The organism is Vagococcus carniphilus, assembly GCF_014397115.1.
Taxonomy (GTDB): domain Bacteria; phylum Bacillota; class Bacilli; order Lactobacillales; family Vagococcaceae; genus Vagococcus; species Vagococcus carniphilus.
This window is the reverse complement of record NZ_CP060720.1, coordinates 2,668,527-2,693,723: the sequence shown is the minus strand read 5'-3', so window position 1 is coordinate 2,693,723 and position 25,197 is coordinate 2,668,527. Positions and strand designations below refer to the sequence as shown.

General features: G+C 31.9%; 26 protein-coding genes and 1 other annotated feature. Of the genes, 22 read left to right on the top strand and 4 right to left on the bottom strand.

Annotation, left to right across the window (positions count from 1 at the left end):
- Positions 1-46: 46 nt before the first annotated feature.
- Positions 47-610, bottom strand: a complete 564-nt coding sequence (locus H9L18_RS13080) for a hypothetical protein (RefSeq protein ID WP_126792758.1) — start codon at positions 608-610, stop codon at positions 47-49.
- Between the two features lie 262 nt (positions 611-872).
- Here H9L18_RS13080 and H9L18_RS13075 point away from each other — a divergent pair, with 262 nt between their 5' ends.
- The 5 genes from H9L18_RS13075 to H9L18_RS13055 all read left to right on the top strand — a co-directional run bounded on the left by H9L18_RS13075 (position 873) and on the right by H9L18_RS13055 (position 6,793).
- Positions 873-1,253, top strand: a complete 381-nt coding sequence (locus H9L18_RS13075; RefSeq protein ID WP_126793010.1) for a GntR family transcriptional regulator — start codon at positions 873-875, stop codon at positions 1,251-1,253.
- A 3-nt stretch (positions 1,254-1,256) separates the two neighbouring features.
- Positions 1,257-2,144: an ATP-binding cassette domain-containing protein gene (locus H9L18_RS13070; protein WP_126792756.1), complete on the top strand. Its 888-nt coding sequence runs from the start codon at positions 1,257-1,259 to the stop codon at positions 2,142-2,144.
- 11 nt (positions 2,145-2,155) lie between these two features.
- Positions 2,156-3,349 carry a hypothetical protein gene (locus tag H9L18_RS13065; protein WP_126792754.1) on the top strand — a complete coding sequence of 398 codons (1,194 nt, stop codon included), beginning with the start codon at positions 2,156-2,158 and terminating at the stop codon, positions 3,347-3,349.
- 231 nt (positions 3,350-3,580) lie between these two features.
- Positions 3,581-4,054 carry an Rrf2 family transcriptional regulator gene (locus tag H9L18_RS13060; RefSeq protein ID WP_126792752.1) on the top strand — a complete coding sequence of 158 codons (474 nt, stop codon included), beginning with the start codon at positions 3,581-3,583 and terminating at the stop codon, positions 4,052-4,054.
- A gap of 12 nt (positions 4,055-4,066) precedes the next feature.
- Positions 4,067-6,793 carry a YhgE/Pip domain-containing protein gene (locus tag H9L18_RS13055; protein WP_126792750.1) on the top strand — a complete coding sequence of 909 codons (2,727 nt, stop codon included), beginning with the start codon at positions 4,067-4,069 and terminating at the stop codon, positions 6,791-6,793.
- A gap of 41 nt (positions 6,794-6,834) precedes the next feature.
- Here the strand turns inward: H9L18_RS13055 and dhaS are convergent, their stop codons facing one another.
- On the bottom strand, positions 6,835-7,374 hold the full coding sequence (gene dhaS / locus H9L18_RS13050) for a dihydroxyacetone kinase transcriptional activator DhaS (protein ID WP_185847446.1): 540 nt from the start codon (positions 7,372-7,374) through the stop codon (positions 6,835-6,837).
- Positions 7,375-7,547: 173 nt separating this feature from the next.
- On the opposite strand from dhaS, the gene dhaK reads away from it, so the two are divergent.
- The 6 genes from dhaK to H9L18_RS13020 all read left to right on the top strand — a co-directional run bounded on the left by dhaK (position 7,548) and on the right by H9L18_RS13020 (position 15,167).
- Positions 7,548-8,534 carry a dihydroxyacetone kinase subunit DhaK gene (gene dhaK / locus H9L18_RS13045; RefSeq protein ID WP_126792746.1) on the top strand — a complete coding sequence of 329 codons (987 nt, stop codon included), beginning with the start codon at positions 7,548-7,550 and terminating at the stop codon, positions 8,532-8,534.
- 14 nt (positions 8,535-8,548) lie between these two features.
- Positions 8,549-9,127 carry a dihydroxyacetone kinase subunit DhaL gene (dhaL, locus tag H9L18_RS13040; protein ID WP_126792744.1) on the top strand — a complete coding sequence of 193 codons (579 nt, stop codon included), beginning with the start codon at positions 8,549-8,551 and terminating at the stop codon, positions 9,125-9,127.
- 2 nt (positions 9,128-9,129) lie between these two features.
- Positions 9,130-9,498, top strand: a complete 369-nt coding sequence (gene dhaM / locus H9L18_RS13035) for a dihydroxyacetone kinase phosphoryl donor subunit DhaM (RefSeq protein WP_126792742.1) — start codon at positions 9,130-9,132, stop codon at positions 9,496-9,498.
- A gap of 24 nt (positions 9,499-9,522) precedes the next feature.
- Positions 9,523-10,659, top strand: coding sequence for a glycerol dehydrogenase (locus H9L18_RS13030; RefSeq protein WP_126792740.1), 1,137 nt, complete (start codon positions 9,523-9,525; stop codon positions 10,657-10,659).
- A 152-nt stretch (positions 10,660-10,811) separates the two neighbouring features.
- Positions 10,812-11,804 carry a DhaKLM operon coactivator DhaQ gene (dhaQ, locus tag H9L18_RS13025; protein WP_126792738.1) on the top strand — a complete coding sequence of 331 codons (993 nt, stop codon included), beginning with the start codon at positions 10,812-10,814 and terminating at the stop codon, positions 11,802-11,804.
- Between the two features lie 222 nt (positions 11,805-12,026).
- Entirely contained in the window at positions 12,027-15,167 is a 3,141-nt protein-coding gene (locus H9L18_RS13020) for a bifunctional metallophosphatase/5'-nucleotidase (RefSeq protein WP_185847445.1), read from the top strand.
- A 100-nt stretch (positions 15,168-15,267) separates the two neighbouring features.
- On the opposite strand, the gene H9L18_RS13015 is transcribed toward H9L18_RS13020, so the two are convergent.
- Complete coding sequence (locus tag H9L18_RS13015) at positions 15,268-16,062, bottom strand: hypothetical protein (protein WP_126792734.1); 795 nt, start codon at positions 16,060-16,062, stop codon at positions 15,268-15,270.
- 247 nt (positions 16,063-16,309) lie between these two features.
- Here H9L18_RS13015 and H9L18_RS13010 point away from each other — a divergent pair, with 247 nt between their 5' ends.
- Entirely contained in the window at positions 16,310-16,759 is a 450-nt protein-coding gene (locus H9L18_RS13010; RefSeq protein WP_126792732.1) for a DUF6323 family protein, read from the top strand.
- Entirely contained in the window at positions 16,737-17,933 is a 1,197-nt protein-coding gene (locus H9L18_RS13005; protein WP_126792730.1) for a DUF6179 domain-containing protein, read from the top strand. Before H9L18_RS13010 ends, H9L18_RS13005 begins: the two co-directional genes overlap by 23 nt.
- A 38-nt stretch (positions 17,934-17,971) precedes the next feature.
- Here H9L18_RS13005 and H9L18_RS13000 read toward each other — a convergent pair whose 3' ends face one another.
- Entirely contained in the window at positions 17,972-18,625 is a 654-nt protein-coding gene (locus tag H9L18_RS13000; protein WP_126792728.1) for a pentapeptide repeat-containing protein, read from the bottom strand.
- 122 nt (positions 18,626-18,747) lie between these two features.
- Positions 18,748-18,888 (top strand) — a sequence feature (ribosomal protein L20 leader region).
- A 20-nt stretch (positions 18,889-18,908) separates the two neighbouring features.
- Between H9L18_RS13000 and infC the strand changes: the two genes are divergently transcribed.
- The 9 genes from infC (at position 18,909) to H9L18_RS12955 (ending at position 25,042) form a co-directional block, all read left to right on the top strand.
- Complete coding sequence (gene infC / locus H9L18_RS12995; RefSeq protein WP_126792726.1) at positions 18,909-19,430, top strand: translation initiation factor IF-3; 522 nt, start codon at positions 18,909-18,911, stop codon at positions 19,428-19,430.
- A gap of 24 nt (positions 19,431-19,454) precedes the next feature.
- Positions 19,455-19,655, top strand: a complete 201-nt coding sequence (gene rpmI / locus H9L18_RS12990) for a 50S ribosomal protein L35 (protein ID WP_114288907.1) — start codon at positions 19,455-19,457, stop codon at positions 19,653-19,655.
- A 68-nt stretch (positions 19,656-19,723) separates the two neighbouring features.
- The gene (rplT, locus tag H9L18_RS12985) at positions 19,724-20,083 is read left to right on the top strand and encodes a 50S ribosomal protein L20 (protein ID WP_126792724.1); all 360 of its coding nucleotides are present in this window, start codon (positions 19,724-19,726) and stop codon (positions 20,081-20,083) included.
- A 134-nt stretch (positions 20,084-20,217) separates the two neighbouring features.
- A complete protein-coding gene (locus tag H9L18_RS12980) occupies positions 20,218-20,655 on the top strand; it encodes a hypothetical protein (RefSeq protein WP_126792722.1) in 438 nt (145 codons plus the stop codon).
- Positions 20,656-20,905: 250 nt separating this feature from the next.
- The gene (gene lplA / locus H9L18_RS12975) at positions 20,906-21,937 is read left to right on the top strand and encodes a lipoate--protein ligase (RefSeq protein ID WP_126792720.1); all 1,032 of its coding nucleotides are present in this window, start codon (positions 20,906-20,908) and stop codon (positions 21,935-21,937) included.
- Positions 21,930-22,664 (top strand): ATP-binding cassette domain-containing protein, encoded by a 735-nt coding sequence (locus tag H9L18_RS12970; RefSeq protein WP_126792718.1) that lies wholly within the window; start codon positions 21,930-21,932, stop codon positions 22,662-22,664. Before lplA ends, H9L18_RS12970 begins: the two co-directional genes overlap by 8 nt.
- On the top strand, positions 22,661-23,323 hold the full coding sequence (locus tag H9L18_RS12965; RefSeq protein WP_126792716.1) for a methionine ABC transporter permease: 663 nt from the start codon (positions 22,661-22,663) through the stop codon (positions 23,321-23,323). Before H9L18_RS12970 ends, H9L18_RS12965 begins: the two co-directional genes overlap by 4 nt.
- Before the next feature lie 6 nt (positions 23,324-23,329).
- Positions 23,330-24,166, top strand: a complete 837-nt coding sequence (locus H9L18_RS12960) for a MetQ/NlpA family ABC transporter substrate-binding protein (protein WP_126792714.1) — start codon at positions 23,330-23,332, stop codon at positions 24,164-24,166.
- Between the two features lie 81 nt (positions 24,167-24,247).
- A complete protein-coding gene (locus tag H9L18_RS12955) occupies positions 24,248-25,042 on the top strand; it encodes a TraX family protein (RefSeq protein ID WP_126792712.1) in 795 nt (264 codons plus the stop codon).
- Positions 25,043-25,197: the final 155 nt, after the last annotated feature.

The following is a 25,197-nucleotide window of genomic DNA, read 5'->3' as shown; positions in this document are numbered from 1 at the left end:
TAATAAATAATAATGACTCATCAAAAAGAGGATAGCCGTTTTGCGGTTATTCTCTTTTTTTTGAAGGTAAAATAATAAAAAAGTAAATTTCTGAAAAAGATGAATAGATACCAATTATCAAAGAAACAAATAGGATAAAAAGATTCAAACCAGAAAAAATTAAATAATTGAAAATATTAATGGAAATAAAAATCAGTAAGAAGTTTAGAAGAAAAAGAACTAGATTTGAAATATCAGGTTTTTTGTTTCTTAACCAGCCAATAAAAGTGCCTTTTAGAGAAGTTCTTGGTTGCTTTTTTAGTGTATGTTTACCTAAGTAGGTACAGACTAAAGCAAAAGAGAAACTGAATATAAAGGTAAGTAAATAACTTGTCCAGTCTATAATCGACTCAGAATCATAAAAAAGGAAGAAAAAAATTAGAAGAAAAAGAGTAAATAATAATTTAGTCGAACGAATTGGATATACCGTTAATGCACTGATTGTTATAAAAGGAAGTAACCCCAAAAAAGAGTTTTTAAGATTAAAATCTTGACTAGTCAACATTAAATAAACAATTGTCGCAGCAACCAAGATCACGAGAGCTAAAAAATCTAGTTTTTCTTTTTTCATTTGAATCAACCTTTCTTCTTAGATAGTAATAAAGGCACCAAGTAAAAAATGATATCTGAAATAACACAAAAAACTAATAGTGAGAATAAGAAAGTCAAACTCATTGCTTTCTTATTTTGTCCTAAAGAATTCAACTATTTCACTCTTTTGTTAACTTAATTATACTGGAATTTTGATAGATAGGCTATTTTGATAAAAAATATTGACAGTGCTACGTGTTCTAGTTACAATAGTACACATAACACACCTTGGAGGTGAAGGAATCGTGCAGATAGATAAGATGAGTGGTAAACCTCTATTTGAGCAAGTGATATTAGGAGTGAAGCAGGACATACTTCGAGGAATATTAAACCCAGGAGATAAAATTTTATCCGTTAGAGAAATGGCTGCGCAGTTGATGATTAATCCAAACACGATTAGTAAAGCTTATAAAGTACTAGAAGAGGAAGATGTCATTGTGACAGTTCGTGGAAAAGGGACGTTTGTTAAGCAGTTAGATACTGAAACAAGGAATGATAAACAAATTAATAAGTTGAAACAACAATTCATCGAACTAGTCATAGAAGCTAGCTATTTAAATATAAAAGAAGAAGAGCTGATTCAATGGATTGAAGAATCTTCTCATTACTTTAGGAGGAGCTAAGAGATGTTAGTAAAAAATATATCAAAAACAATCGATAATCAACTAATTTTAGATGACATTAGTTTTGAACTCAATCAAGGAGAAATACTTGGGGTTATTGGACGAAATGGTGTTGGAAAAACCACTCTTTTTCGAAGTATAGCTAACCACTATTTATTAGATCAAGGCTCAGTCTTGATAGACGGAAAAAACATTGAAGTAAATCGTGAGCTATATGAAAAATTATTTTATTTAGATAATCAAAATAATCCTATTATGACGATGAACGTGATAACAATTGGAAAATTTTATCAAAAAATTTATTCTGCATTTGATCAAGAAAAATATATAAAGTTAATTGAGAATCATCAGTTGCCTAAAAATAAGAGTTATCGCCAATTTTCAAAAGGGATGCAAGGTTTGTTTAACATTATTTTAGGTGTGTCATCAAATGCGCAAGTTCTAATTTTAGATGAGCCGTTCGATGGTTTAGATGTGATTGTAAAAAAACAAGTGATGAAGTTATTGCTTAATGAAATCAGTCTAGCCCAAAAATCTTTATTAATTTCATCTCACAACTTGATAGAGCTTGAAACGTTATTAGATAGAGCGTTGATTTTAAAAAATGGGAAAATTGTAAATGAGTATCATTTGGAAGAAGTTAAAGGCTCGATGAAAAAAGTTCAGATGGTCTTTAAAGATAAGAAAATTCCAGAAATCATTAAGAAAAATGCTGAGATTTTAAGTGTTCAAGGCCGTGTAGTTGTTGGTTTATTTAAAGAAATAACACCAGTCCTAAAAGAAGAGATTAACCGAATTGAACCAGTTTTATTTGAAGAAATACCAATTACGCTGGAAGATTTGTTTTCTGCTAATTTAACAGACGAACAAGACTTTCAATTGTTTAATTAAGGAGTGAAACAATGAAGAAAGAATTAAATCAATTAATGATGCAACGATATAAATATTTTTTATTAGGAATTTCTCTTTTAATAGTAGGAATTACTTTTTTAGAAACAAAATCCAATCTTTCACTTTGGCAAGAAACAAGAACTGAACTAAGTAGTAAAAAGGCGGAAAGTTCATTTTATAAAGAGTTAAAATCAAAAGATGCTTATCCAAACGGGAAAATGGTAGTTCTTTATGATGAGCGAGAAGGTAAACCAGAATTAGAAACAAATGATTTTTCAGAATATAAAAAAGCACGCTTAGAAGTGTTTCACGACAATCCTCATTTTGTTTCAGGTTTCTCTGATTATGTTAGTGAATCAATCTTTATTATTACCTTAATGGCTGTTGTTTCAGGATTTGTTCTCTTCTTTTATGATAATAAAACAAACTTCAATACGATGCTATTTTCATCTAAATATAGAAGAAGAGATATTTATCTGACCAAATATAAAATAGTTGGAGGAACATTACTCTTAACATTGTTAGTTGCTAAAGTAGCTAGGATTCTTAGTTTTGTTTTATTTATTCCATCAGAACATCTAAATGCCAACTTTTTTGAGCTGTTGCCAAGTCAGTTACTCCAGATATCACTCTTAGGAGTTGTTTTTATGATAAGTAGTTTTGCGGGTATCTTATTAGGTGAATGGGTGACAGGTGTTATTACTATATTTGGATTCTGGTATATGTTCCATTCCTTTGCAGTAGGTATTTTTTCTATCTATTCTACTTTAACAGACCGAGTATTTAGTTATCCATTTTTAGAATTAACCTTCTTTTTCAATTTATCCAAACGAAATACATTACCAGTCTTTATCTATTTGGGTCTCTTTATAGTAGTATCAGCTATTTTATTTATTTGGGGTATGAAACTTTATGATCAACTGTCTTTAGAAAATAATGGGAAATACTTAATGTTTGATTTCTTAAGAAAACCGATTCAACTTGTCTTCTTAGTTTATTTATTTGTTGTTGCTACAGGTCCAGGTTTGATTGATGCTATAAAAATTAATGTAACAGGTGTGAGTCCGTACGGAGATTACCATCCAAGTGTGCTCCAAAATCTCATTACAACAACTATTGCGTTATCAATCGGCTATCTTATTTCAGTAATAGCTATTTATAGAAAAAATCCTTTTACTTTCATTAAGAAAAAAGAAGCATTATAGAATTGAATAATTGAATTGGATGAACAGAGGTTGACGATTGTCAGCCTCTTTTTTGATAAATATGATGAAAAATAAGAACTTTTATATCAGGGAAACACTGATACTATAAGGTTTGTTGAGAAGTAGGTTAAGATAGTTTAAAATTTTTTATTATTTGTGATAAAATAATTGCATTGTGGATAAAAAGAGTCTATAATGGCTATTTGAAGTAGAGAAAGGGATGAATTTTTCATGAAATTAACCAATGCGACGGAACAAGCAATAGCAATAATTGCAATATTAGCAACTCAAGATGAAGAAATGCCTGCATCGTCTAAGGCAATTTATCAAAAATTATCTGTCTCTCAATCTTATGTTAAAAAATTACTTAGAAAGCTAGTGGTTTCGAAAATAATAGAAGGTGTTTCAGGAAATAATGGTGGGTTTTATATCGAAAAAAGCTTGAGAGATATTTCATTATTAGATATAGTTGAAGCAATCGAAGGACCATTTTATTCTTTTCCTCATATTGGGGTTTTAGAAAGAGCTTTTTCTGATTTTAATGAAATTGCTCAAAATGGGAACGAAACAATCACTGAAGTATTTACGCAAGCAGACATTGCTTGGAATGAAGAGTTGAGAAACGTAACCGTTCAAGATGTCTTATCAGATGTGTTTAAAAATTATGGGGAAATTCCAAGAAGAGATTGGAATCAATACGTGTGAGGTGGAGATTAGATGAAAAGACGAATACGAAATGTATTAGAATTATATCATTTAGATTGGAAGAGAATTTATCAGAATAAATTAACATTTGTTTTAATCATTGCATTAATGATTATTCCATCTCTATACGCTTGGTTTAATATTGCGGCTTTATGGGATCCGTATTCTAATACGGGCGATATTAAAATAGCGATTTATTCAGATGATGTGACAGCAGAAGTGTTAGATCAGAAAGTTAATATTGGAGATCAAATTCTGGATAATTTAAAGGACAACGATACGCTTGGTTGGCAATTTGTTAAGTCAAAAGATGAGTTAGACAAGGGTGTTAAAAGCGGTAAATATTACGCAGGTATTTATTTACCTAAAAATTTCTCTGAGAATTTAGTCAGTTTCGTTAATGGAGACATTAAGCATCCAGAAATTGATTACAGCGTGAACCAAAAAATTAATGCGATTGCACCTAAAATTTCAGATAAAGGTGCTGGAACAATCAAAGACACTATCTCAAAAGAATTTGTGGAAACTGTTAGTAAAACATTAATGGAAGTTTTAAATGAAATTGGTTTTAACTTAGATAGTAATCTTCCTTCTATTAAGAAGATGACAAGTAAGGTTTTAGAAATTGATGATAATTTAGATGAAATTGATGGCTATACAAAAGAAGTTGTTGAGTTAAACAAAAAAATGCCTGAACTTAAAGGCAAATTGAATCAAGCAAATGATTTTGTTGGAATGATTCCTGAAGTTAATCAAATGACAGGAAAAGTTTTAACACTTAATCAAAAAATGCCAGAAATTGAAAAATATGGCGATATCGTTTACCAAGTACAAGGGAAAATTCCTGAGATTGAAAATGCAGGACGTCAAATTAATCAAATTGATCAAGATTTTGACCAAGTTGTTAAAATGATGGATGAAGCAATAAATGAAGCTAATAAAGGCTTGGGAATTATTAGTGATGCACAAAAATTATTACCAGAAGTAAGTGAATTAGTAAAAACAGCAAATGGTGTTATTCCAGATATAAAAAATAATTTGAGTCAAGTACAAGAAGCTTTACCAAATATAGCCGGTGGTGTTAATTCAGGTATTCATATTGTTCAAGTAGTTTCTAATGAAACGATAGTGATTACAGATGGGATTATCAAAATAATCGATACAAATGAATTAACTCCTGATGAAAAAGCTCAAATAAAAGCTGATTTACAAAAATTATCAGGTCGTTTAGATGCTCAAAGTGCTATGATTCAATCAATTATTGATACGGTTCAAAATTTACAAGAGCTTACTGGTTCTCATAATTTAGATGGTTTGATTAGCCAATTACAATCAGCTAAAAATGTTGTAGATGGGGCTAAACAACGAGTGGATAATGTTCTTGCTAACTTTGATGCACTAGCAGAGTCACCTCAACAATTAGCACAAGCTTTAGCAGCTATAAAAGCAGAAGCTGTTAACATTAATTCAGTTGTTTCTAAAATTAATGTAGGAGCTATCGAATCAGAAGTAAATGCGTTAATTAATAAAGCACAAAGCATGTTAACAAATGCTGGAAATATTACTAATTCAATTATCAATGAAGATTTAATTAATCGAATTGATCAATTGATGACAAGTACTTCAGCAACCATTACAAATGCTGTTGGTTTCTTAGAATCATATAAAAAAGAACTACCAGCTATTCAACAAGAAATTCATTCAGCTAACGTATTATTAAATGGCAATATGAATTTAATTATTGGTGGAATTAATGACGGAGCATCATTCTTTAGAAATGATTTCCCTACGTTGAAAAACAAATTGAATAAAGCTTCAGGCTTCATTCAAAATGATTTACCAGGTATTGAAACAGATGTTCAAAAGACAATGAAAATGGTCAATGAAAAAGCACCAAAATTTGAAAAAGCTTTATCAGAAGCAACTGATTTAATTAATAATGATTGGCCTAAAATTAAGGATAGCATTGGAAAAGCAAGCGACTTAATTAGAAAAGGTGAAGAGGATGTTAACTTAGAAGAAATCATTAAGTATTTGAAAAATGATGCTAATTCTGAAAGTAACTTCATCTCTAGTCCAGTTAAAGTTAAACAGACTGATGTTTACCCTGTTCCAAACTATGGTTCAGCAAGTACGCCATTCTATACGGCTCTTTGTTTATGGGTAGGAGCTGTCCTATTTTCAAGTATTGCTTCAACTAAATTTAATTTAGATGAAGAGCAAAAGAAAAAATATTCTAAACGTCAACAATTCTTAGGAAGAATGATGACATATCTAACAGTTGGTTTCTTCCAAGCTTTAATTGTTACTCTTGGAAATCAATGGCTGTTAGGTTCATATACTAAAAATCCTATTTGGAATTTAATATTTGCTCTGTTTATTGATTTTGCTTTCATGATGATGGTTTATGTCTTGGTTGGCTTATTCGATAACCTAGGTAAAGGGATTGCTATTATTATCTTGGTATTGTCCATTTCAGCTGGTGGGGGTAACTTCCCAATTGAGATGTCAGGTCCATTCTTTAGAGCAATCCATCCATATATTCCATTTACTCATGCGGTAAACCTTTTACGTGAGTCGGTGGGTGGGGTTTATTGGCCATCAGCTCTAAAAGCTATATCTATTCTGTTAGGTGTAACCATCGCCTTCTTTGTAGCTGGATATATCTTGTATCCAAAAGCTGACCGCTTATTTAGAAAAATTAATGATAACCTTAAAAAAGGTCATATCTTACACTAAAAAAAAGATAAATTCAGAAGACATTTCTGGATTTATCTTTTTTATTTTATCGTTGTTTCGATGACTGAAATCAAAAAAACTTCCATCTCATCAGTAGATGTTTCACAATCGTTAAAAAGCCATTCTTTAATAATACCAGTAAAACCATAAGCATAGAATTTTGTGTTTTGTTTCAATTCTTGATCTGATAATTTTCCGGGTGAGGCTTCCATTAAAATTGTTCGAATGAAATGTTCTAAATGTTTTGAAAAAAGTAAATCAAAATTATTTTGTTCAGTGATTACTAATGTCTTTTGATAAAACAATTTATTCTTTTCAAAGTAAGCAAGTATTCTCGGAATAATTTTAGTCCAATGCTCATAGTTAATAAAATGTTCGATAATTTCTGTAATCTCTTGATTGTATATCCATTCTAGTAGTTCAAACTTATCAGCAAAGTGATCATAAAAAGTTTGCCTTCTATAATCAGCATGAGTCATGATGTCTTTGATTGATATCTTTTGAAATTCTTTTACTTTCAATAAGTCTTTAAAGGAATAAGCAATCACTTTTTTAGTAATTAAGGAACTATTTTGTACCATCACAACACGTCCTCTATTTGAATTCACTCTAAGAATAACAATTAATGAACCAAATAACAATTTAAAAAAAGTAAGCGGACACATTATAAAATCTGTCCCTTACATTGGAAACCTTTTCAACTTATACTGTAAGTGTCGATAAGGAAATGCCAAAAAGAAAGGAAGAAGAGAATATGAAAAAAATAATTAACCAACCAGAAGAGATTTTAAACCAAATGCTTGAAGGCTTGTCTTTTGCTTACAGTGACTTAGTTGAGAGAATAAATGAAACCGATGTCATTGTAAGAAAAGATAAGAATGAAGGAAAAGTTGGATTAGTCAGTGGTGGCGGAAGTGGTCATGAACCATCACATGCTGGATTTGTTGGAAAAGGCATGTTAAGTGCAGCTGTCTGTGGCGAAATTTTTACATCACCAACACCTGATCAAGTGTTAGAAGGAATTAAAGCAGCCGATACAGGTGCTGGAGTTATGTTGATTATTAAAAACTATTCAGGGGACGTTATGAACTTTGAAATGGCAAAAGACATGGCTGAGATGGAAGGTATTGAAGTTGAAACGATTATTGTAGATGATGATATCGCTGTTGAAGACAGTACATATACAGCAGGTAGACGTGGTGTAGCAGGAACTGTTTTAGTTCATAAAATTTTAGGAGCTTATGCTGATCAAGGTAAGAGTTTGAAAGAAGTAAAAGAAGTTGCTGACAAATTAGTACCCAACATTAAAACAATTGGAGTTGCCTTAAGTGGCGCTACTGTTCCAGCTGTAGGTAAGCCTGGATTTGTTTTAGAAGCAGATGAAATGGAATACGGTGTAGGAATTCACGGTGAACCTGGTTATAGAAAAGAAAAATTACAACCTTCTAAAGGATTAGCCTTAGAGTTAGTCGAAAAATTAAAAGGTGAGTTTGCTTGGAAACAAGGCGATAAATATGCGGTTCTTGTTAATGGATTAGGTAGTACACCATTAATGGAACAATTTGTTTTCATGAATGATGTGAAAGAATTATTTGATAAAGAAGGCTTAGACATTGAATTTAAAAAGGTAGGCGACTTAATGACGTCTATTGATATGGCAGGGCTATCTTTAACAATGGTTAAACTAGAAGATAATTGGAAAGATCAATTGAATCATCCAGTTACAACGATTGCATGGTAATAGGAGGAACGAATATGGATGTAAAAACATTAAAAAAATGGTTACAACTTTTCACAGAAAAAGTAGTTGATAATAAACAATACCTAAGTGATTTAGATACACCAATTGGAGACGGGGACCACGGAGCTAATATGGCTCGTGGAACAACTGAAATGATGAAAGCAATTGTTGAGAAAAATCCTGAAACAGTAACGGATACATTTAAACTAGCTGCTATGACATTAATCGGTAAAGTTGGAGGAGCGTCAGGACCTTTATATGGTTCAGCTTTTATGGGAATGACTAAAGCTTCTATGTCATCAGAAAATTTAGTAGATATTTTAGAAGCAGGTTTAGCAGACATTCAAAAACGTGGAAAAGCTGAAATAGGCGAAAAAACAATGGTTGATACGTGGGCTCCAGTTATTGAGGCATTGAAAAATGATGAGTTAACTGTAGAAAAAATTCAAGGTTTTGCAGAAGCTACAAAAGACATCAAAGCAACTAAAGGAAGAGCATCTTATTTAGGTGATCGCTCAATCGGTCATATTGATCCAGGTTCTCAATCAAGTGCTTATCTTTTTGAAGCGATGCTAGAAGCAGGGGTGAAATAAAGATGAGTTTAGGAATTGTTATGGTTTCTCACGTGTCTGACGTGGTAAATGGAATCGAGCGACTGATTAATGAGGTTGCTAAAGACGTGTCTGTTACAACAGCAGGTGGAACAGAAGATAATGGTGTAGGAACTAGTTTTGAAAAGATTTTAACTGCTTTTGAAAAGAATGAAGCAGATAAGATATTAGCCTTCTACGATTTAGGAAGTGCCAAAATGAATCTTGAGATGGCTATTGAAATGACAGATAAGGAAGTGACTTTATACGACACAGCTTTATTAGAAAGTAGCTATACAGCAGCAGCATTGATCCAAGCAGGAGCAGATATTTCTGCTATTGAAGAACAGTTATTACCACTAAAAGTAAAATAAAACAATGAATGGAGATTTTTGTAAATGAGAAAAGCATTTATTTGTCCAACAAAATATGTTCAAGGTGAAGATGAAATCCTAAACCTAGGTTATTATGTGAAAACTTTTGGGAAATCAGCTTTGTTAATCGCTCATCAAGATGATATCAATCGTGTTCAAAAACAATTAGATGAAACAGCTGAAAAATTTGGTATTAAAATTGTCGCTAGTCACTTTAATGGTGAGTGTTCACGCCAAGAAGTTGCTAGACTTCAAGAAGTAGCAAAAGAAAATAAAACGGATTGTGTTATCGGTCTTGGTGGTGGTAAAGCCATTGATACATCAAAATGTGTGGCAGAAGGTGATGCTTTAATCATTGTTCCAACAATTGCAGCAACTGATGCACCAACATCTCACTCAGCAGTTCTTTATACAGAAGATGGTGAGTTTGATGACTATGCTTACTTCAAACAAAGCCCAAGTGTTGTTATGGTAGACACAAAAATTATTGCTAATGCACCAACTCGTTTTTTAGTTGCTGGTATGGGAGATGCGTTATCTACTTTATTTGAAGCTCGTGCAACAGCTCGCTCATATTCTAATGTGAATGCAGGTTTGCCTAATGGTTATTTAACAAAAGAAACAGCACCAGCTAAAAATACAATAGCTGCTTATACATTAGCCAAAGCTTGTTACGAAACATTACTTGAAAATGGTTATAACGCTAAAATTGCTTGTGATAACAATGTTGTAACACCAGCATTAGAAAATATTGTTGAAACTAACATTTTATTATCAGGTCTTGGGTTTGAAAGTAGTGGTTTAGCAGGTGTTCATGCTATTCATGATGGCTTGACAGCTTTAGAAGGAACTCATCATTATTTCCATGGTGAAAAAGTTGCCTTTAGCGTTATCTGTCAATTAGTATTAGAAAATGCACCAATGGAAGAATTGTACGAAGTGTTAGATTTTAGTTTGTCGATTGGTTTACCAGTTTGTTTAGCAGATATCGGTGTTGATTCTATTACTTATGACGAAGCAATGGAAGTTGCAGCCAAAGCTTGTATTCCAGAAGAATCTATCCATTCTATGCCTTTCCCTATTGTAGAAGCTGAAGTAGCTCAAGCTATTCTTGCAGCGGATAAAATTGGTAAAGATTATAAAGAAAAAGTAATGAACTAACATTAATTATTTTATTGAAAAAGGAGGGGGCTTTTATTTAGCTTCCTCTTTTTTAGTTGTTTTTGTATGAGATTAAAAGAGAGGTTAATAGGTTTTTTGTGATTCTTTTTGTGTTACACTAGGATGAGTTAAAAAGTGGAGGCAAGTTTGCTATGACTCAAATTATTAATAAACCAAAAGACGCAGTTTCTCAAGTGTTAAATGGTGTGGCTTTTATTCACCAAGAAAAATTAGAACGTCTTTCAAATACAGGAATTATAAAAAAACAACAAATAGATGACAGCCAAGTTGCATTAATAAGTGGTGGAGGTAGCGGGCACGAGCCAGCCCATTTTGGATATGTAGGCGAAGGCATGTTAAGCGCAAGTGTTAGTGGTCCAATTTTTGTGCCACCCAAAACAGCAGAAATTGTAAAAGCAATAGAAGCAGTTGCTTCTGAAAAAGGTGTTCTTTTAATTATTAAGAACTTCGAAGCTGATGTGACCAATTTCTTAGAAGCTAAAAAAATGGCACAACAATCAGGAATTAAAGTCGCTCATGTGATTGTTAATGATGATTGTTCTATAGAAGAAGGTAGTTATAAAAAAAGACGCCGTGGTGTAGCAGGAACTATTTTAGTTCATAAAATCTTAGGAGCAGCAGCTAAGGAAGGTAAAAATTTAGATGAGTTGAAGCAATTAGGAGAAGATGTAGTTGCTTCAATGAATACTTTAGGAGTTGCTCTAGCTAGTGGAAAGACAATTGGTCAAGAAGAAGCCGTTTTTTCTCTTGAAAAAGGAGAAATTTCATTTGGCATTGGAATTCATGGGGAGTCTGGTTACCGAAAAGAACCATTTTTCTCTTCAGAATATTTAGCAAATGAACTAATTAATAAATTGTTAACCCAATATCCTGTAAGTATATCAGAGTTGCCTTTTGCTATTATGATTAATGGTTTAGGAGCAACTACTGTCATGGAACAGTATATTTTTGCAAACGATGTTAAACGATTACTTCAGCTAGAAGAAATTGATGTAGTCTTTCAAAAAAGTGGTAATTTTATGACATCCACTAACATGGCTGGTATTTCATTAACTTTTTTAGCTTTAAAAGAAAAAAAATGGTTAGATTATTTAAATGAACCGACAGATGCTTTTGCTTGGTAATAAAGGTCCTTTTTACTATTAATTATAGTAGAAGGGACTTTTATTGTTTAAATAACTAAAATGTGTCTAGAAACTTATTGTGAATAAATTTCAATACTGAATAATAGATAGGAAAAGATTTGAGTTGTTTACCATGAATGCTGAAAAATGAACTTGAACATTTGTTATGAAAGGGGTAAAATGAAAACGAATACAATAACTTATGTCATTAGGAGGAGAAACATGAAGAAAACAAAAAAAGGTAGTTCTTTATTGTTAACAGCTATTTTACTGTGCCCGTTAACTTTAACAGCAACAAGTGCATTAGCTGCTGAAGATACTACAGCAAGCTCGAAAGAGGAAGTATCAATGAATCAATCAGCAGAAGTAACTGCTGAAGAAAAAGCACCAGCAGAAACAGATTCTAAGGAAGACAAAGCATCAAAAACAATCCCTATCCAAATGCTTGGAGTGAATGATTTCCATGGTGCCTTAGACACTAAAGCAAGTGTTTATTTAGAAAATCCATTAGGTGGAAAAGATATTAAATATGAAAATGTAGGTCGTGCGTCAGTTTTAGCAGCTCACTTAGATAAAGCTCAAGCAGAATTTGCTACTAACAATGCTACTGGTAAAACAGAACGTATTCAAGCTGGAGACTTAGTTGGAGCAAGTCCTGCTAACTCAGCTCTTTTAAGAGATGAGCCGACTATGCGTGTCTTCAATGAAATGAAATTTACTATTGGAACATTAGGTAACCATGAGTTTGATAAAGGTTTAGGCGAATTTGTCCGTATGCTTAAAGGTCAAGCTCCAGATCGTGTTGCTATGGGCGGTATGAGTGATGATTTATGGAATATCTTTAAAGATTATCCACGCTCACCAAGTACTCAAAAAATTGCGATTGCCAACTTAGTTAATAAATCAGATGGAAAAATACCTTATGATTTACCACCATACATTGTTGAATCATACGGTGAAGGAGAAGACCGTGTTCAAGTTGGTTATATAGGTGTCGTAACAAAAGAATTCCCAAGTTTAGTTTTAGCTGAACATACAAAAGATTTTGAAGTTATTGATGAAGGTGAAGCAGTAGCTAAATATACAAAAGAATTAAGAGAAGATAAAAAAGTTGACGCTATTGTTGTGGTATCTCACGTAGCGGCAACAAGTAAACAAGGTGATGTTCAAGGTGAAGTGGTTGACATGATGAATACTGTTGACCAAAAAGACCCTGAAAACAGTGTTGACGTTGTTTTTGCAGGACATAACCACAAAGAAACAAATGGTTTGATTAACCGCAATGGTAAAAAAGATGTTCGTGTGGTTCAAAGTACATCTCAAGGAAAAGCGTTTATTGATTTAACAGGTGAATTAGATACTGTAACAAAAGACTTTAAAGAAACACCATCTGCAAAAATTGTTCCAACAGAAGCAAGTGAAGTAACACCTGATGCAAAAGTTCAAGCAATTGTTGATGAAGCTTCTGAAGCGATTAAACCAATTACAAATGCGGCAGTCGCAAAAGCAGATCCAGAAAAATTAACTGTAACTGACGGTAAAAAAATGGTTAGCCGTAAAGCTAACGAAGACGATGAGTCAGCAGCAGGTAACTTGATTACAGACGGTCAATTATACATGGCTAACAATACAAAATTAACAGATGCTTCTGGCAATGAAGTAAAAGCTGATTTTGCGTTGACTAACAGTGGTGGAATTCGTGCGGATCTTATAGTAAATGATAAAGATGAAATTACTTGGGGAGCAGCTCAAACTGTTCAACCATTTGGTAACATTTTACAAGTTGTTTCTATGACAGGTAAAGATGTAAAAGAAGCATTAAATCAACAATATAATAATGGTAAAACAGGCTACACATTACAAATTTCTGGACTAACTTATGCTTATACAGGTATGACACAACCAGCTCCAAATACACCACATGATGGTTCATTTAAAGTAGTGGATGTTAAAAAAGCTGATGGAACTCCTGTTAAAGATGATGAAACGTACAATGTTATTATCAATGATTTCTTATTCGGTGGAGGAGACGGATTCACAGCTTTCACTAAAGGAAAACTTGTAACAGCAATGGACACAGATACAGACACATTTGTTGATTACTTTAAAGCGATGGACAAAAAAGGTGAAAAAATTGGCTCTCCAGAATTAGGACGTAAACAAAAACAAACTGTAACTGAAGCTGAATTAAGTGATGCTTCTAAAGTGAATGAAGTTAAGAAAAAAGCAACAGTTATTAAAGGTGAAACATTACCAGGTGCTGAAGTTAGATTTACAACAGAAGATGGTAAAGAATTAGGTAAAGGAACTGCAGATAAAGATGGAAAATTTGAAGTTAAGGTAACAGCCATAACTGATAAACAAATTAATTTCCATGTAGCTGTTGGACCAACTCGTATTGTTGGACCTGTTTCAGTTGTCTTCCCTGAAGGACCATACATAAAAGATGGCCGTCACGTTCAAGTTGTTAAGAAAAACTATAGCCTATGGTCAAACTTTGATTGGAAAGAAAGAAACAAATCTAATAATGTTTTAAATGAAATTTTCACAGCTCGTGGTAAATATGAGCATGAAAATGGAGCTACTTACTTATCTCTTTATGATAATCAAGGTAAATGGCAAGGATACATCAATGAAAATGCAACAAAAGAAGCTGAAAATTTACAAGGCGATTACATCAAGTATGGAAAATATGTAACAATTAACCGTACTGGTTACAATACTTGGTCAGACTTCAATTGGAAGAAACGTAATGACACAGGTAAATTATTAGGTGAAACTTATCAAGCAAGAGGCAAATACAAACATGCTAATGGTTCAACTTACTTATCACTTTATGATAATAAAGGAAAATGGCATGGTTATATCAACAAATCTGCTGTAAAAGTGGCAGATGGTCAACAAGGTGCTTATATCAATGATGGTCGTTATGTAACTGTATCAAAAGATAACTACAATATTTGGTCTAACTTTAACTGGAAGAAACGTACAACAAGTAAAAAAGTATTTAACGAAACTTACCAAGCTAAAGGTCGTTACCAACACTTTAATGGAGCAACTTACTTCTCACTTTATAATGATAAAGGCGAATGGAAAGGCTACATCAATGCTAATGCTGTAAAAGTTGGAGATGGCAGACAAGGTGCTTATATTCACCATGGTAAAAAAGTAACTATTAATAAAAAAGGTTATGACACTTGGTCAAGCTTCAGTTGGAAAAAACGTAGTACAACTGATGAATTAATGGGCAAAACTTTTACTGCTAAAGGTAAATATAACCATATGAACGGAGCTACTTATTACTCATTATATGATAATGCAGGAAAATGGCACGGCTATGTTAACAAAAATGCTGTAAAATAAATTAAATGAACAACGTAAACTTGATTAGGGTTTACGTTGTTTTTTTGCACAAAAAAATGTTTTACCTCAATCATAAAATGACGAGATAAAACATATTTATTTACTCAACGACAGTCCATTCATTTAATGTTTTTCCATCTGAATCAAGCATCTCAAGCCAGCTATTAGTTCCAGCAAAATAAAGAAACAGTCCAACTTCATTAACACTTTTAAGAATAATATCTTCTGTTGTGACAAAGTTTTTAAATTGACTTTGATGGTCCAGACGGATCTTATCTCCCATTTTAGCGGCAAAACCAACCGAACCATCTTTATTTAAAGGAGCTTCCTTCATCATGGTTGCTCCTTTTTTGATAAGCATTTGATTTCTTTTAATCCACATAACAGTTGCGATACTATCCCTTGTATTTATAAAGAACTCTTTTTCGCTAACTTCTTTTGTCCATTTATGTCTTGCTTTAGCAGGTTTCGCCTTTTTCTTTTGTGCTTTCTTAAAAGGAATCCCCATCTTCTCTAAAATAAAAAGAAGTGGATCAATAATGTCTTTTAATTGATGTTGAATGTTTTCAGGAACTGCTTGTGTATCATGGACTTCAAGTGATAGTCCTTCTTCAATTGCTTGATTAATTAATTGACGTTCAAGATAACGCCATTCAATATCCTCTTGACTATTAATTTCGATTATTTCATCAAATGTTACTTTTTTAAGGGAATGTAATTCTTTTTTGTCTCCAATAAAAAGAATTTGTTTTTCATTTACTAAAAGATAAAGTCCATTTTGTTTTAACGATTTAGGAACAGTGTTTGTCTTAATAATCTCAATGGTCAAAGGAAATTCATCAACTGTGATAGAAGTCGTTTTTTCTAAGAAGAGAATATGCGTTTGTAAATTCATGGAGTAAGCTCCTTTCTTTTTTTATTATAAAACTTTTTTTTAAAAGTTCATAATAATAGTAACTAATAAAGTTGTTATTTTAATTTTTTGTCCTTTTAGCTGAAAAAGTGAAAAAAAGAATGAGATGTAAAAAAAAAGAACTTTTTTACACCTCATTACAAGTTTATAATACCATAAAATGGGTTGGAAATCAATATTGTATTTTTGAGGGAGATGTGATATTTATTATGAGAAGGAGCTGATAGTAGTGAAAAAAGAATCTGAAGATGTGTTATTTAATTTGTCCATCGTAGATAATAACTTGCTTGGAACAATTCAAAATGAATTGAATGAAGAATCATTTTTTTTAGTAACTAAGGAAGATGTGGAAGTCATGGTTGAGAATCGAAACAAAATTTTAGTGGAAAAAAATATAATCGATTTTTCAGTTGAGTATTTGATTAAAGGAGCAGCTTTATTTTCAGATGATTCCCATCTAAAAAAAGAATCATGGCAATCCCAAATAACCGATTTTTTTAATATTTTTTATGAAGTTAGAAAAGAGACGCCTTTGTTTATTGAAGATGAAATCATTTATCAGCGAATCAAAAAATTAGCTAATGTGTTTGAGAAAGATATGGTACATGTTGCTGGTTATTTTGAGACAAATCTTACTTGGTATGAGGAGGAGTTAGATGAATCTTTTAACTCAAAATAATAATGAAGAGTTTCAAACATTTTTACTATGTCATATTCGTAGTAAATTATCTGGGACAAGTATTATGTCAATGGATGAAGTCCTTTTAATTTCAGATTCAATTCAATATGTACTAAATCATAGTGTGGTTAATGGTACGATTGAGGAACAATTTTTATCGGGAAAACAGCAAATAGAGATGCAAATATCTTTTTTAAAGAAAGAGGTAAGCATTATTCAAGAATTGAATGTATTTGAGCAATCTTTATCTTATCAAGATACGTTTAAAGAACTAACTACTTTTTTTAAATTTTATGATGTCGATTATCAAGCTAAGGAAACAGGAGAAGCGTGGATAGACTACCAACTAGCTCATCCGATTAATGATCAACTTTTTGAAGGAATAGATTACATGAGTCATTATATTAAATGTTTAAAAAAAGAAGCTCTTTTTGTTTATCAGCTACCACCAACGATTGTTAATGACATATTGAGAGAGTATGAGGAAAAATTATCATTTGATTATCGAATCGATATTAATAATTTATATGAAGTAATCTTTAATCAAGTAGTTACTAAATTCCTAGTAACTTCAAAATTGAGTGAAATGGTTTCTTTATCCCAGATTGAACTAGACTATTTAATGTCTCAAAAGGAATTTGTTTTGCCTGAAGAAATGAGTTTATTTATTAACTCTGATGCTTACTATGAAAAATCATATAAAAAATTAATTGCTATGCTTCATCAAAAAAAGACACATACATTATTGATAAAAGAGAAGCAAAAAACTATAAGCGAGATAAAACTAGTAGAACCTATGCTAGAAAATGACTACAAGTCTTTGATAGTTTGCTTAGAAAAATTGTCGAATCGAGAGATAGTAGAGGAAATATCTTGTCACGTCAAATCTCCTTATGATTTTGAAGAAATTTTAGAGACATTGTATTTTAATGAAGAAGATTGGTCATATCTTTTTAGTAAGATGCCATTAGAACTTATTTTTTCATATCTTTGTCTTATTAAGCAACAATCAGGAGAAGAGTTAACTAGCCTAGAAGATTTTTTGTTGATGGAACAAGAAAAAGATTATCTAGTAGCTTTAAAACGCCATTTGTCTGAACTTGATAAAAAAACTAAAATGCTGATTGAGGAAGGTTTGAAACAAGTTGTGATAGAAAAATTAGACTTTTACTAATAAATAAGAAAAAAAGAAAAATAAAGGGCAAAAGCCTTTTATTTTTCAATGAGAGGTTCATCTAATACTAAACCTAAAGTCAATCCAACGATAATAGCTTGATCATAATTAACGATAAAACCTTTGATTAGATCAGGAGATAAAGAAAGACTTTCAAATTGACAAGAAGAAAGGTTTAATTTGTTCAAATTAGTGCCTATCCAATTCGTTTTATTAAGTTCACAGTGATTAAGTTCAATGTGATTCCATTTAACTTCACTAAATTCAGAAAAATTAAGTTGGCATTCAGAAAAGAAAACTCGTTTTAATTGGCTAAAATTAAATGATGCATAGTTGATAGTGCAATCTATAAACTGACAATTTTGAAGAAGAGCTTCAGCAAAATTAGTACCTGTTAGTTTACAGTTTTTAAAAATAGTTCGATGAAAAGCAGCTCCAATCCATTCAACATTTGAAAAATCACAAGATTCAAAATGACAATCAGCACATTCAAATCGATTGAAGTTACTATTTGTAAAGTCTACTTTTGTTAATCGGCTTTTTTCAATAATTAGGTTGTTACAATCAGTATTGGTAAAAGCTGTTTCACGAATAAATTGATTTTTGATTAATAGCTCATCTTCAAGGTATTCAGGAAGAATTTCCTCTAAAGTTAAACTAACCATGGGTTGCTCTATTTTAAATTCAGGCATATAAAAGACCTCCAGTGATATTTTTCTATATTAAGTAGTTTGAGCGTACCATACTATTTTATGAAAATAAATAATGAAAAGTATTGACATTTACTTGTGAGTTGATATAATAAGGGAGTTGAGAAATTAAGAAGAAGCACCCGCTTCTCGCCTTAGTGATATTTATGACTGGGCTAGATAGTAAGATTAACCTTATTTTGGTAAGGCTAATTGTTTAGGTGCGGGTCTTTTAATTTTAAAAGGACTCGTTTTTTCGTATTTTCTCTAAAAATTTTGGAGGTGAATGACCATAGCAAAAGATATTATGGTAAACGACGGCATTCGTGCAAGAGAGTTACGTTTAATTTCAGCAGACGGCGAACAGTTAGGTGTTAAAAGTAAAGCAGAAGCATTGAAAATTGCTGAGAGTGCAAACTTAGACTTAGTTGTAGTAGCACCCAATGCAAAACCACCTGTTGCGAAAGTAATGGATCACGGTAAATTCCGTTTCGAACAACAAAAGAAGGAACGCGAAGCCCGTAAAAAACAAAAAGTAATCAATGTTAAAGAAGTACGTTTAAGTCCAACAATCGATGTTAATGATTTTAATACAAAACTTCGTAACGCACGTAAGTTCCTTGAAAAAGGAGATAAAGTGAAAGCTTCTATCCGATTCAAAGGTCGTGCGATTACTCATAAAGAAATTGGTCAGAACGTCTTGAACCGTTTAGCTGATGAAACTGCTGATATTGCAACAGTAGAACAAAAAGCTAAAATGGATGGTAGAAGTATGTTTATCGTACTTGCACCAAAAGCAGATAAGTAACAAGAATTTGAGGAGGAAAACAAAATGCCAAAAATGAAAACTCACCGCGGACTAGCTAAACGTGTTAAGCGTACTGGTGGTGGCGGATTAAAAAGATATCGTGCGTTTACAAGTCACCGTTTCCACGGTAAAACTAAAAAACAACGTCGTCAATTACGTCGTCCAAGAATGGTATCAAAAGGCGATTACAAACGTATCCGTCAACAATTGACAGGTATGAGATAAATTTTTTAGTTTTTTGATAATGACTAAAAACAACAACAAACTTTAAGAGAACCCAAGGAGGAATTATCATGGCACGTGTAAAAGGTGGAACTGTAACTCGCCAACGTCGTAAAAAAGTGCTTAAGTTAGCTAAAGGCTACTATGGCTCAAAACATACATTATTTAAAACAGCAAAAGAACAAGTGATGAGATCTCATACTTATGCATTCAGAGATCGTAAACAAACAAAACGTAACTTCCGTAAATTATGGATCGCTCGTATTAACGCTGGCGCTCGCATGAACGGTTTAAGCTACAGCAAAATGATGCACGGCTTGAAATTAGCTGAAATTGACATCAACCGCAAAATGTTATCTGAATTAGCTATCCATGATGCAGAAGCTTTCACAGCTATCGCAGAACAAGCTAAAGCAGCATTAGCTAAATAATTAAATTCTTGTTAAATTATTAGGCGTTTAGACTCTTCCTATTTGGAAGGGTCTTTTTTTATGTTAATTAAAAGTTAATAAATGAACAAATGATGGGTTTTAATGTTAAAATAAGAGGAAAAGGAGGGAGATTCATGAGCGAATGTCCAGAGTGTTATAGTGAAAATAGCCGTATGACACCAATGTTTAAAGCTTATAATTGTCTTAGTGAGCATGTACAGTATATTTGTGGGACTTGTCATCGTTGTATTTGTATGGAAAAAGATAAAAATAGAGGGCTATATCGTTGGAATTTTCCCTTTAAATCTTTAGAAGACGCTAAAGGTTATATTCGGACGGCAGAATATACACTGAAAAAAGAGTGTTTTATTTATGAAATAAAATTAGACAAAGAGAGACATATATTTAAAGTTTTTAGTGACAAGAGTGAATTGATTTCTTATTTAAAAAAAGATAAAGAAAAAAAATGTAACAAAGTCCCTGTTTTCAGGACAGGAGAGTATAAAGAATTTCCTAATACAGAGGTTCGAAAGTTAACAGCTGAGGAAGTAATGACGTATTTAAATAAATAAAAAATAAACCCATTGAGGTTTATTTTTTTTGTTACTTTTTATTAGCATAAAACAAAATTGTTTTTAAACGATGATTTATTTAAAGGGAGTTTTTCAAAAAAATATGTAAGAAAGCTAGTTAAATCAATAATTCTGTGAAAAAAAATTTCTAATAATTTTATTTAATAAGTTAAGTAAATCTTGAAATATTGCGTGAAAAGGCTTTAACAGATAAACTCAAATCGTTGGTCTGGAAAGGAGTGTTGTCTAAGTGTTATTTCACAGAATGGTTAGTCGTGATATACGTACGAATTTAGCGACAGAAAATTACTTGATGACTCATTATCAAATCGATGAGCCTATTCTTTTAATGTATATTCAAGCACCTAGTCTTATTGTAGGGAGACATCAAAATATTTATGATGAAATCAATTTAAGTGCCGCAGAAGCTGATGATGTGACAATAACAAGACGTTTGTCTGGTGGCGGAGCGGTTTATGATGATTTGGGTAATATCAGTTTTGGTTTTGTTGTGGATAAATCTAAAGTTGTTTTTGGTGATTATGTATCTATTGTAGAACCTATTGTAAAAGCTTTGAAGGAAATGGGAGTCAAAGATGCAAAGGTGAATGGACGAAATGATATTTTGATTGGTGATAAAAAAATATCAGGTAATGCGATGTATACAAAGAAAAATAGAATGTTTTCTCATGGAACTTTATTACATGATGTCGATTTAGAAAAATTACCAAGATATTTAAATGTTTCAAAAGAAAAATTAGCATCTAAGCATATACAATCAGTCTCTTCAAGAGTAACTAATATAAAACCTTATTTAGATAGAGAGTACCAAGAGTTATCAACAGAAGCATTTCGAGATGAATTAATAAAAAAGATTTATGGTGTTCCGGATTTATCCAATATTTCTGAAAAAGAGTTATTTTTAACTCCTAATGAGGAACTAGAGATAGCAAAATCTGTTGAAACAATCTATGGCAATCAAGAGTGGGTATTTGGTCATCATCAGCCTTATACAACTAAGCAAAAAGCTTATATTCCATCTGTTGGTTTACTGGAAGCAAGATTTCAATTGAAAGAAGGACGAATTCATTTAATTGATTTTTTAGGTGATTTCTTTAATCAAACAGAATTAATTGGTTTGAGACAGATTTTAGAAGGTGTTTATTTAACTAAAAGAGATGTGGAAAAAGCATTAGAAACTGTGGATATTCAACAGTATTTCGCTAACTTAACAAATGAAGATTTTATTTCATTTTTGGTAGGTGAGAAGAATAATGATTGAGATAAAAGAAGTTTCTAAAACATACCACCAAGGGAAAATATCTACTAAAGCATTAAGTGAAGTTAGTTTTGTAGTAAATAAAAAAGAGAGTTTGGGAATTGTCGGAGAGAGTGGTTCAGGTAAATCAACTTTGTTAAGGTTGATTCAGTTAATGGAAACACCATCAACGGGTGATATTTTAATTGACGGAGAGCCTACTTCAAAATGGACAGAAAAGCAAAAACAAATTCAGAAAAGAAAAATGAGTATGTTATTCCAAAGTTTCAATTTACTTAGTAACTTAACTGTTTTAGATAATGTGATACTACCACTTAAATTACAACAAAGAAAAGATCTTGATAAAGCATTAGAATTGTTAGAGTTTGTAGGTTTGAGTGAGCAAAAAAAATCTTATACTAGTCAGTTAAGTGGCGGTCAGAAGCAACGTGTCGCACTAGCAAGATCGTTAATAACAAATCCAGAAATTTTATTATTGGATGAAGCAACAAGTGCTTTGGATGATAGAACCACTGAAGAAATACTTGTACTCCTTGAAAAAGTTAAAAAAAGTTATGAGCCAACAATTGTATTTGTAAGTCATGATTTAGATGTCATTAAATCAAGTTGTGAACGTGTTTTGATAATAGAAAAAGGAAAGATAGTCAATGAAACAAGAGTTAATCAAAAGAAAGTTAACTCGATGTCTGAGTCTTATAGTGAAAAGGCAATGCGAGTGTTGAGTTTATGAGTGGGATTACTTATTATTTACCAGAAATGTTTAAAGCTTTAAAAGAAACAGGGATTATGCTCGGAATTTCAGTTAGCCTAGGATTAGTAGGAGGACTTTTAATAGGCATAGCTCTTTATTTATATCGATCAGAAGGAATCAAACCAAATAAAAGTTTGATGCTATTTTTAAATGGATACGTCAATATTACTCGTTCTTTTCCTTTTCTACTATTAGTAGTTGCGGTGATTCCTCTAACACGCTTTATTTTTAATACCGCATTTGGTCCAGTAGCAGCTTCCTTTCCACTTAGTCTTGTTGCAATCGCCATTTTTGGTAGATTGGTTGAGCAGGTGTTGTTAGATGTTCCAAAAGAGGTTGTTGAGTTGGCTAATGCGTTAGGAGCGACTAAACGCCAATTTGTGTGTCATTTCTTATTAAAAGAAAGTCGAAGTGGCTTGATTCTAAGCTTTACCTCTATGATCATTAGTTTAATGTCTTACTCAACCGTTATGGGAGTTGTTGGAGGTGGAGGGATTGGTGATTTTGCTATTCGTTTTGGCTATCAACGTTACGAATATGAAATTATGTACGCTACGATTGTTATTATGATTATTATTGTTGGAAGTATTCAACTATTAGGAACTTATGTTAGTAAAAAATTAGATAAAAGGAAGTAAGCAAAAATGAAAAAATTAGGATTATCAATTGGATTATTAGGATTATTATTAGGATTTGCAGCATGTGGTAATAAAGCTGAAGAGAAAAAAGAAGCAACAGATTCAAAAACTAAAGAAGAAAAAGTGATAAAAGTTGCCTCTCAAACAACACCAATGACAGATGTTGTAGAAGTTGCAGCCAAAGAAGCTAAAAAAGATGGCTGGAAAGTTGAACTTGTTCAAGTAACTGACAACATTCAATACAATGAATTGTTAAAAAATAAAGAAGTAGATGCTAACTTTGCACAACATGAGCCTTATATGCAAAAATTTAATCAAGAGAAAAAAGCGAATTTAGTAGCTATACAAAAAATTTATAACGCCAAAGTAGGTTTTTATTCAAAAGACTATAAAGATATTAAAGACATACCAGAAGGTGCTAAGGTAGCTATCCCTAATGATGTATCAAATGAAGGTCGAGCATTGGCTATGTTAAACGACCAAGGTCTTATTACGTTAAAAGAGGGTGTTGGTTTTGAGGGAACTCTTAAAGATATTGAGAAAAATGATAAAAATTTAGAGTTTATGTCAGTTGATTTACTAAATTTAGCAGAAGCATATAACGAAAAAGAAGTAGCACTTGTGTATAACTATCCTACTTACATTGCAAAAATTGGCTTGAAACCAGCAGATGCTCTATTTTTAGAAAAAACAGTGGATGAACGTTTTGCGATTAGTTTGGTAGCAAGAGAAGACAATCAAGATTCAGAGGAAATTAAAGCACTTAAAAAAGCAATGACTAGTCAAGCTGTGAAAGAATTTTTAGAAAAAGAACACAGTGATACGTTAGTTCCGGCATTTTAGTGACATTTACCTTACAATTTTGTTCGTATATTTTTTGGATAAAAAAGATTAAAATGAACAAAGTTAAGGAGTGTGAGGTAAATGGAGTTAAGTGGTAAAAAAGGATTAACGACATTTGATTTAAAAATACTAGGTATCGTTTTTATGTTTATTGATCATATACATCAAATGTTTTCACTTATGGGAGCACCAGGTTGGCTTGATTGGTTTGGACGTCCCGTAGCTACATTATTCTTCTTTATTAGTGTAGAAGGATTTAGTCATACAAGAAATAAAGAAAAATATTTATTTAGATTATTAATGGGATTTTGGCTAATGAATATTGGCTCTAGTTTGGTGCAAAAGGTCTTTACTTTAGGAAATATGGCATTAGCTAATAATATCTTTACTGACTTATTTGTCGGCGTTTTAGCTATGTATGGAATTGACAGTTTGGTTAGATTTAAAGAAACAAAACAAGGTAAATCATTGTTGATTGGTTTGGCTTGTCTATTGTGTCCAATTATTTTTTCAGTTATTCCATTAGTGGGAATGACAAGTGGAAATATGTTTCTATTATCTATAGCAAGAGTTTTCCCTGCTACCTTATTTGCTGAAAATAGTGTAATGGTCTATTTGATACCTGTGATGTATTTGTTAAGAAAAAATAAAAAATGGCAGTGTTTAGCAATTGGTGTTGTGGCTCTTATCTTCCTTTTAGGAAATCCAAGTGCAGCATTTACGTCAAATACGCAGTGGATGATGGTATTTTCAGTTATACCAATTCTTCTTTATAACGGAGAAAAAGGTCGAGGCATGAGATCTTTCTTTTATATTTTTTATCCAGCTCATATTTGGCTTCTTTATATCATTGCTTCTATTATTTATAATCATTAAGAAAGAGTTCCTGAGAAATCGGGACTCTTTTTTTACTTTAAATGTGAATATGAGAACTTTTTAAGAAATGTGAAATAATAAAAAAATTCCTTATGAAAATAATTAAGAAAGCGTAATCTATCTACTATATATAGTTGTCAATAGTTTTTTATAAA

Excerpts from the sequence above, each read along its gene's own strand:
- H9L18_RS13015 (WP_126792734.1), bottom strand. The coding sequence starts at position 16,062 with ATGAATTTACAAACGCATATTCTCTTCTTAGAAAAAACGACTTCTATC.
- dhaK (WP_126792746.1), top strand. The coding sequence starts at position 7,548 with ATGAAAAAAATAATTAACCAACCAGAAGAGATTTTAAACCAAATGCTT.
- dhaL (WP_126792744.1), top strand. The coding sequence starts at position 8,549 with ATGGATGTAAAAACATTAAAAAAATGGTTACAACTTTTCACAGAAAAA.
- H9L18_RS13020 (WP_185847445.1), top strand. The coding sequence starts at position 12,027 with ATGAAGAAAACAAAAAAAGGTAGTTCTTTATTGTTAACAGCTATTTTA.
- dhaQ (WP_126792738.1), top strand. The coding sequence starts at position 10,812 with ATGACTCAAATTATTAATAAACCAAAAGACGCAGTTTCTCAAGTGTTA.
- H9L18_RS13005 (WP_126792730.1), top strand. The coding sequence starts at position 16,737 with ATGAATCTTTTAACTCAAAATAATAATGAAGAGTTTCAAACATTTTTA.
- H9L18_RS12960 (WP_126792714.1), top strand. The coding sequence starts at position 23,330 with ATGAAAAAATTAGGATTATCAATTGGATTATTAGGATTATTATTAGGA.
- H9L18_RS13065 (WP_126792754.1), top strand. The coding sequence starts at position 2,156 with ATGAAGAAAGAATTAAATCAATTAATGATGCAACGATATAAATATTTT.
- H9L18_RS13080 (WP_126792758.1), bottom strand. The coding sequence starts at position 610 with ATGAAAAAAGAAAAACTAGATTTTTTAGCTCTCGTGATCTTGGTTGCT.
- dhaS (WP_185847446.1), bottom strand. The coding sequence starts at position 7,374 with ATGGTACAAAATAGTTCCTTAATTACTAAAAAAGTGATTGCTTATTCC.
- infC (WP_126792726.1), top strand. The coding sequence starts at position 18,909 with ATGACCATAGCAAAAGATATTATGGTAAACGACGGCATTCGTGCAAGA.
- H9L18_RS12980 (WP_126792722.1), top strand. The coding sequence starts at position 20,218 with ATGAGCGAATGTCCAGAGTGTTATAGTGAAAATAGCCGTATGACACCA.
- H9L18_RS13055 (WP_126792750.1), top strand. The coding sequence starts at position 4,067 with ATGAAAAGACGAATACGAAATGTATTAGAATTATATCATTTAGATTGG.
- H9L18_RS12970 (WP_126792718.1), top strand. The coding sequence starts at position 21,930 with ATGATTGAGATAAAAGAAGTTTCTAAAACATACCACCAAGGGAAAATA.
- H9L18_RS12955 (WP_126792712.1), top strand. The coding sequence starts at position 24,248 with ATGGAGTTAAGTGGTAAAAAAGGATTAACGACATTTGATTTAAAAATA.
- dhaM (WP_126792742.1), top strand. The coding sequence starts at position 9,130 with ATGAGTTTAGGAATTGTTATGGTTTCTCACGTGTCTGACGTGGTAAAT.
- rpmI (WP_114288907.1), top strand. The coding sequence starts at position 19,455 with ATGCCAAAAATGAAAACTCACCGCGGACTAGCTAAACGTGTTAAGCGT.
- H9L18_RS13000 (WP_126792728.1), bottom strand. The coding sequence starts at position 18,625 with ATGCCTGAATTTAAAATAGAGCAACCCATGGTTAGTTTAACTTTAGAG.
- H9L18_RS13070 (WP_126792756.1), top strand. The coding sequence starts at position 1,257 with ATGTTAGTAAAAAATATATCAAAAACAATCGATAATCAACTAATTTTA.
- H9L18_RS13060 (WP_126792752.1), top strand. The coding sequence starts at position 3,581 with ATGAAATTAACCAATGCGACGGAACAAGCAATAGCAATAATTGCAATA.
- H9L18_RS12965 (WP_126792716.1), top strand. The coding sequence starts at position 22,661 with ATGAGTGGGATTACTTATTATTTACCAGAAATGTTTAAAGCTTTAAAA.
- H9L18_RS13030 (WP_126792740.1), top strand. The coding sequence starts at position 9,523 with ATGAGAAAAGCATTTATTTGTCCAACAAAATATGTTCAAGGTGAAGAT.
- rplT (WP_126792724.1), top strand. The coding sequence starts at position 19,724 with ATGGCACGTGTAAAAGGTGGAACTGTAACTCGCCAACGTCGTAAAAAA.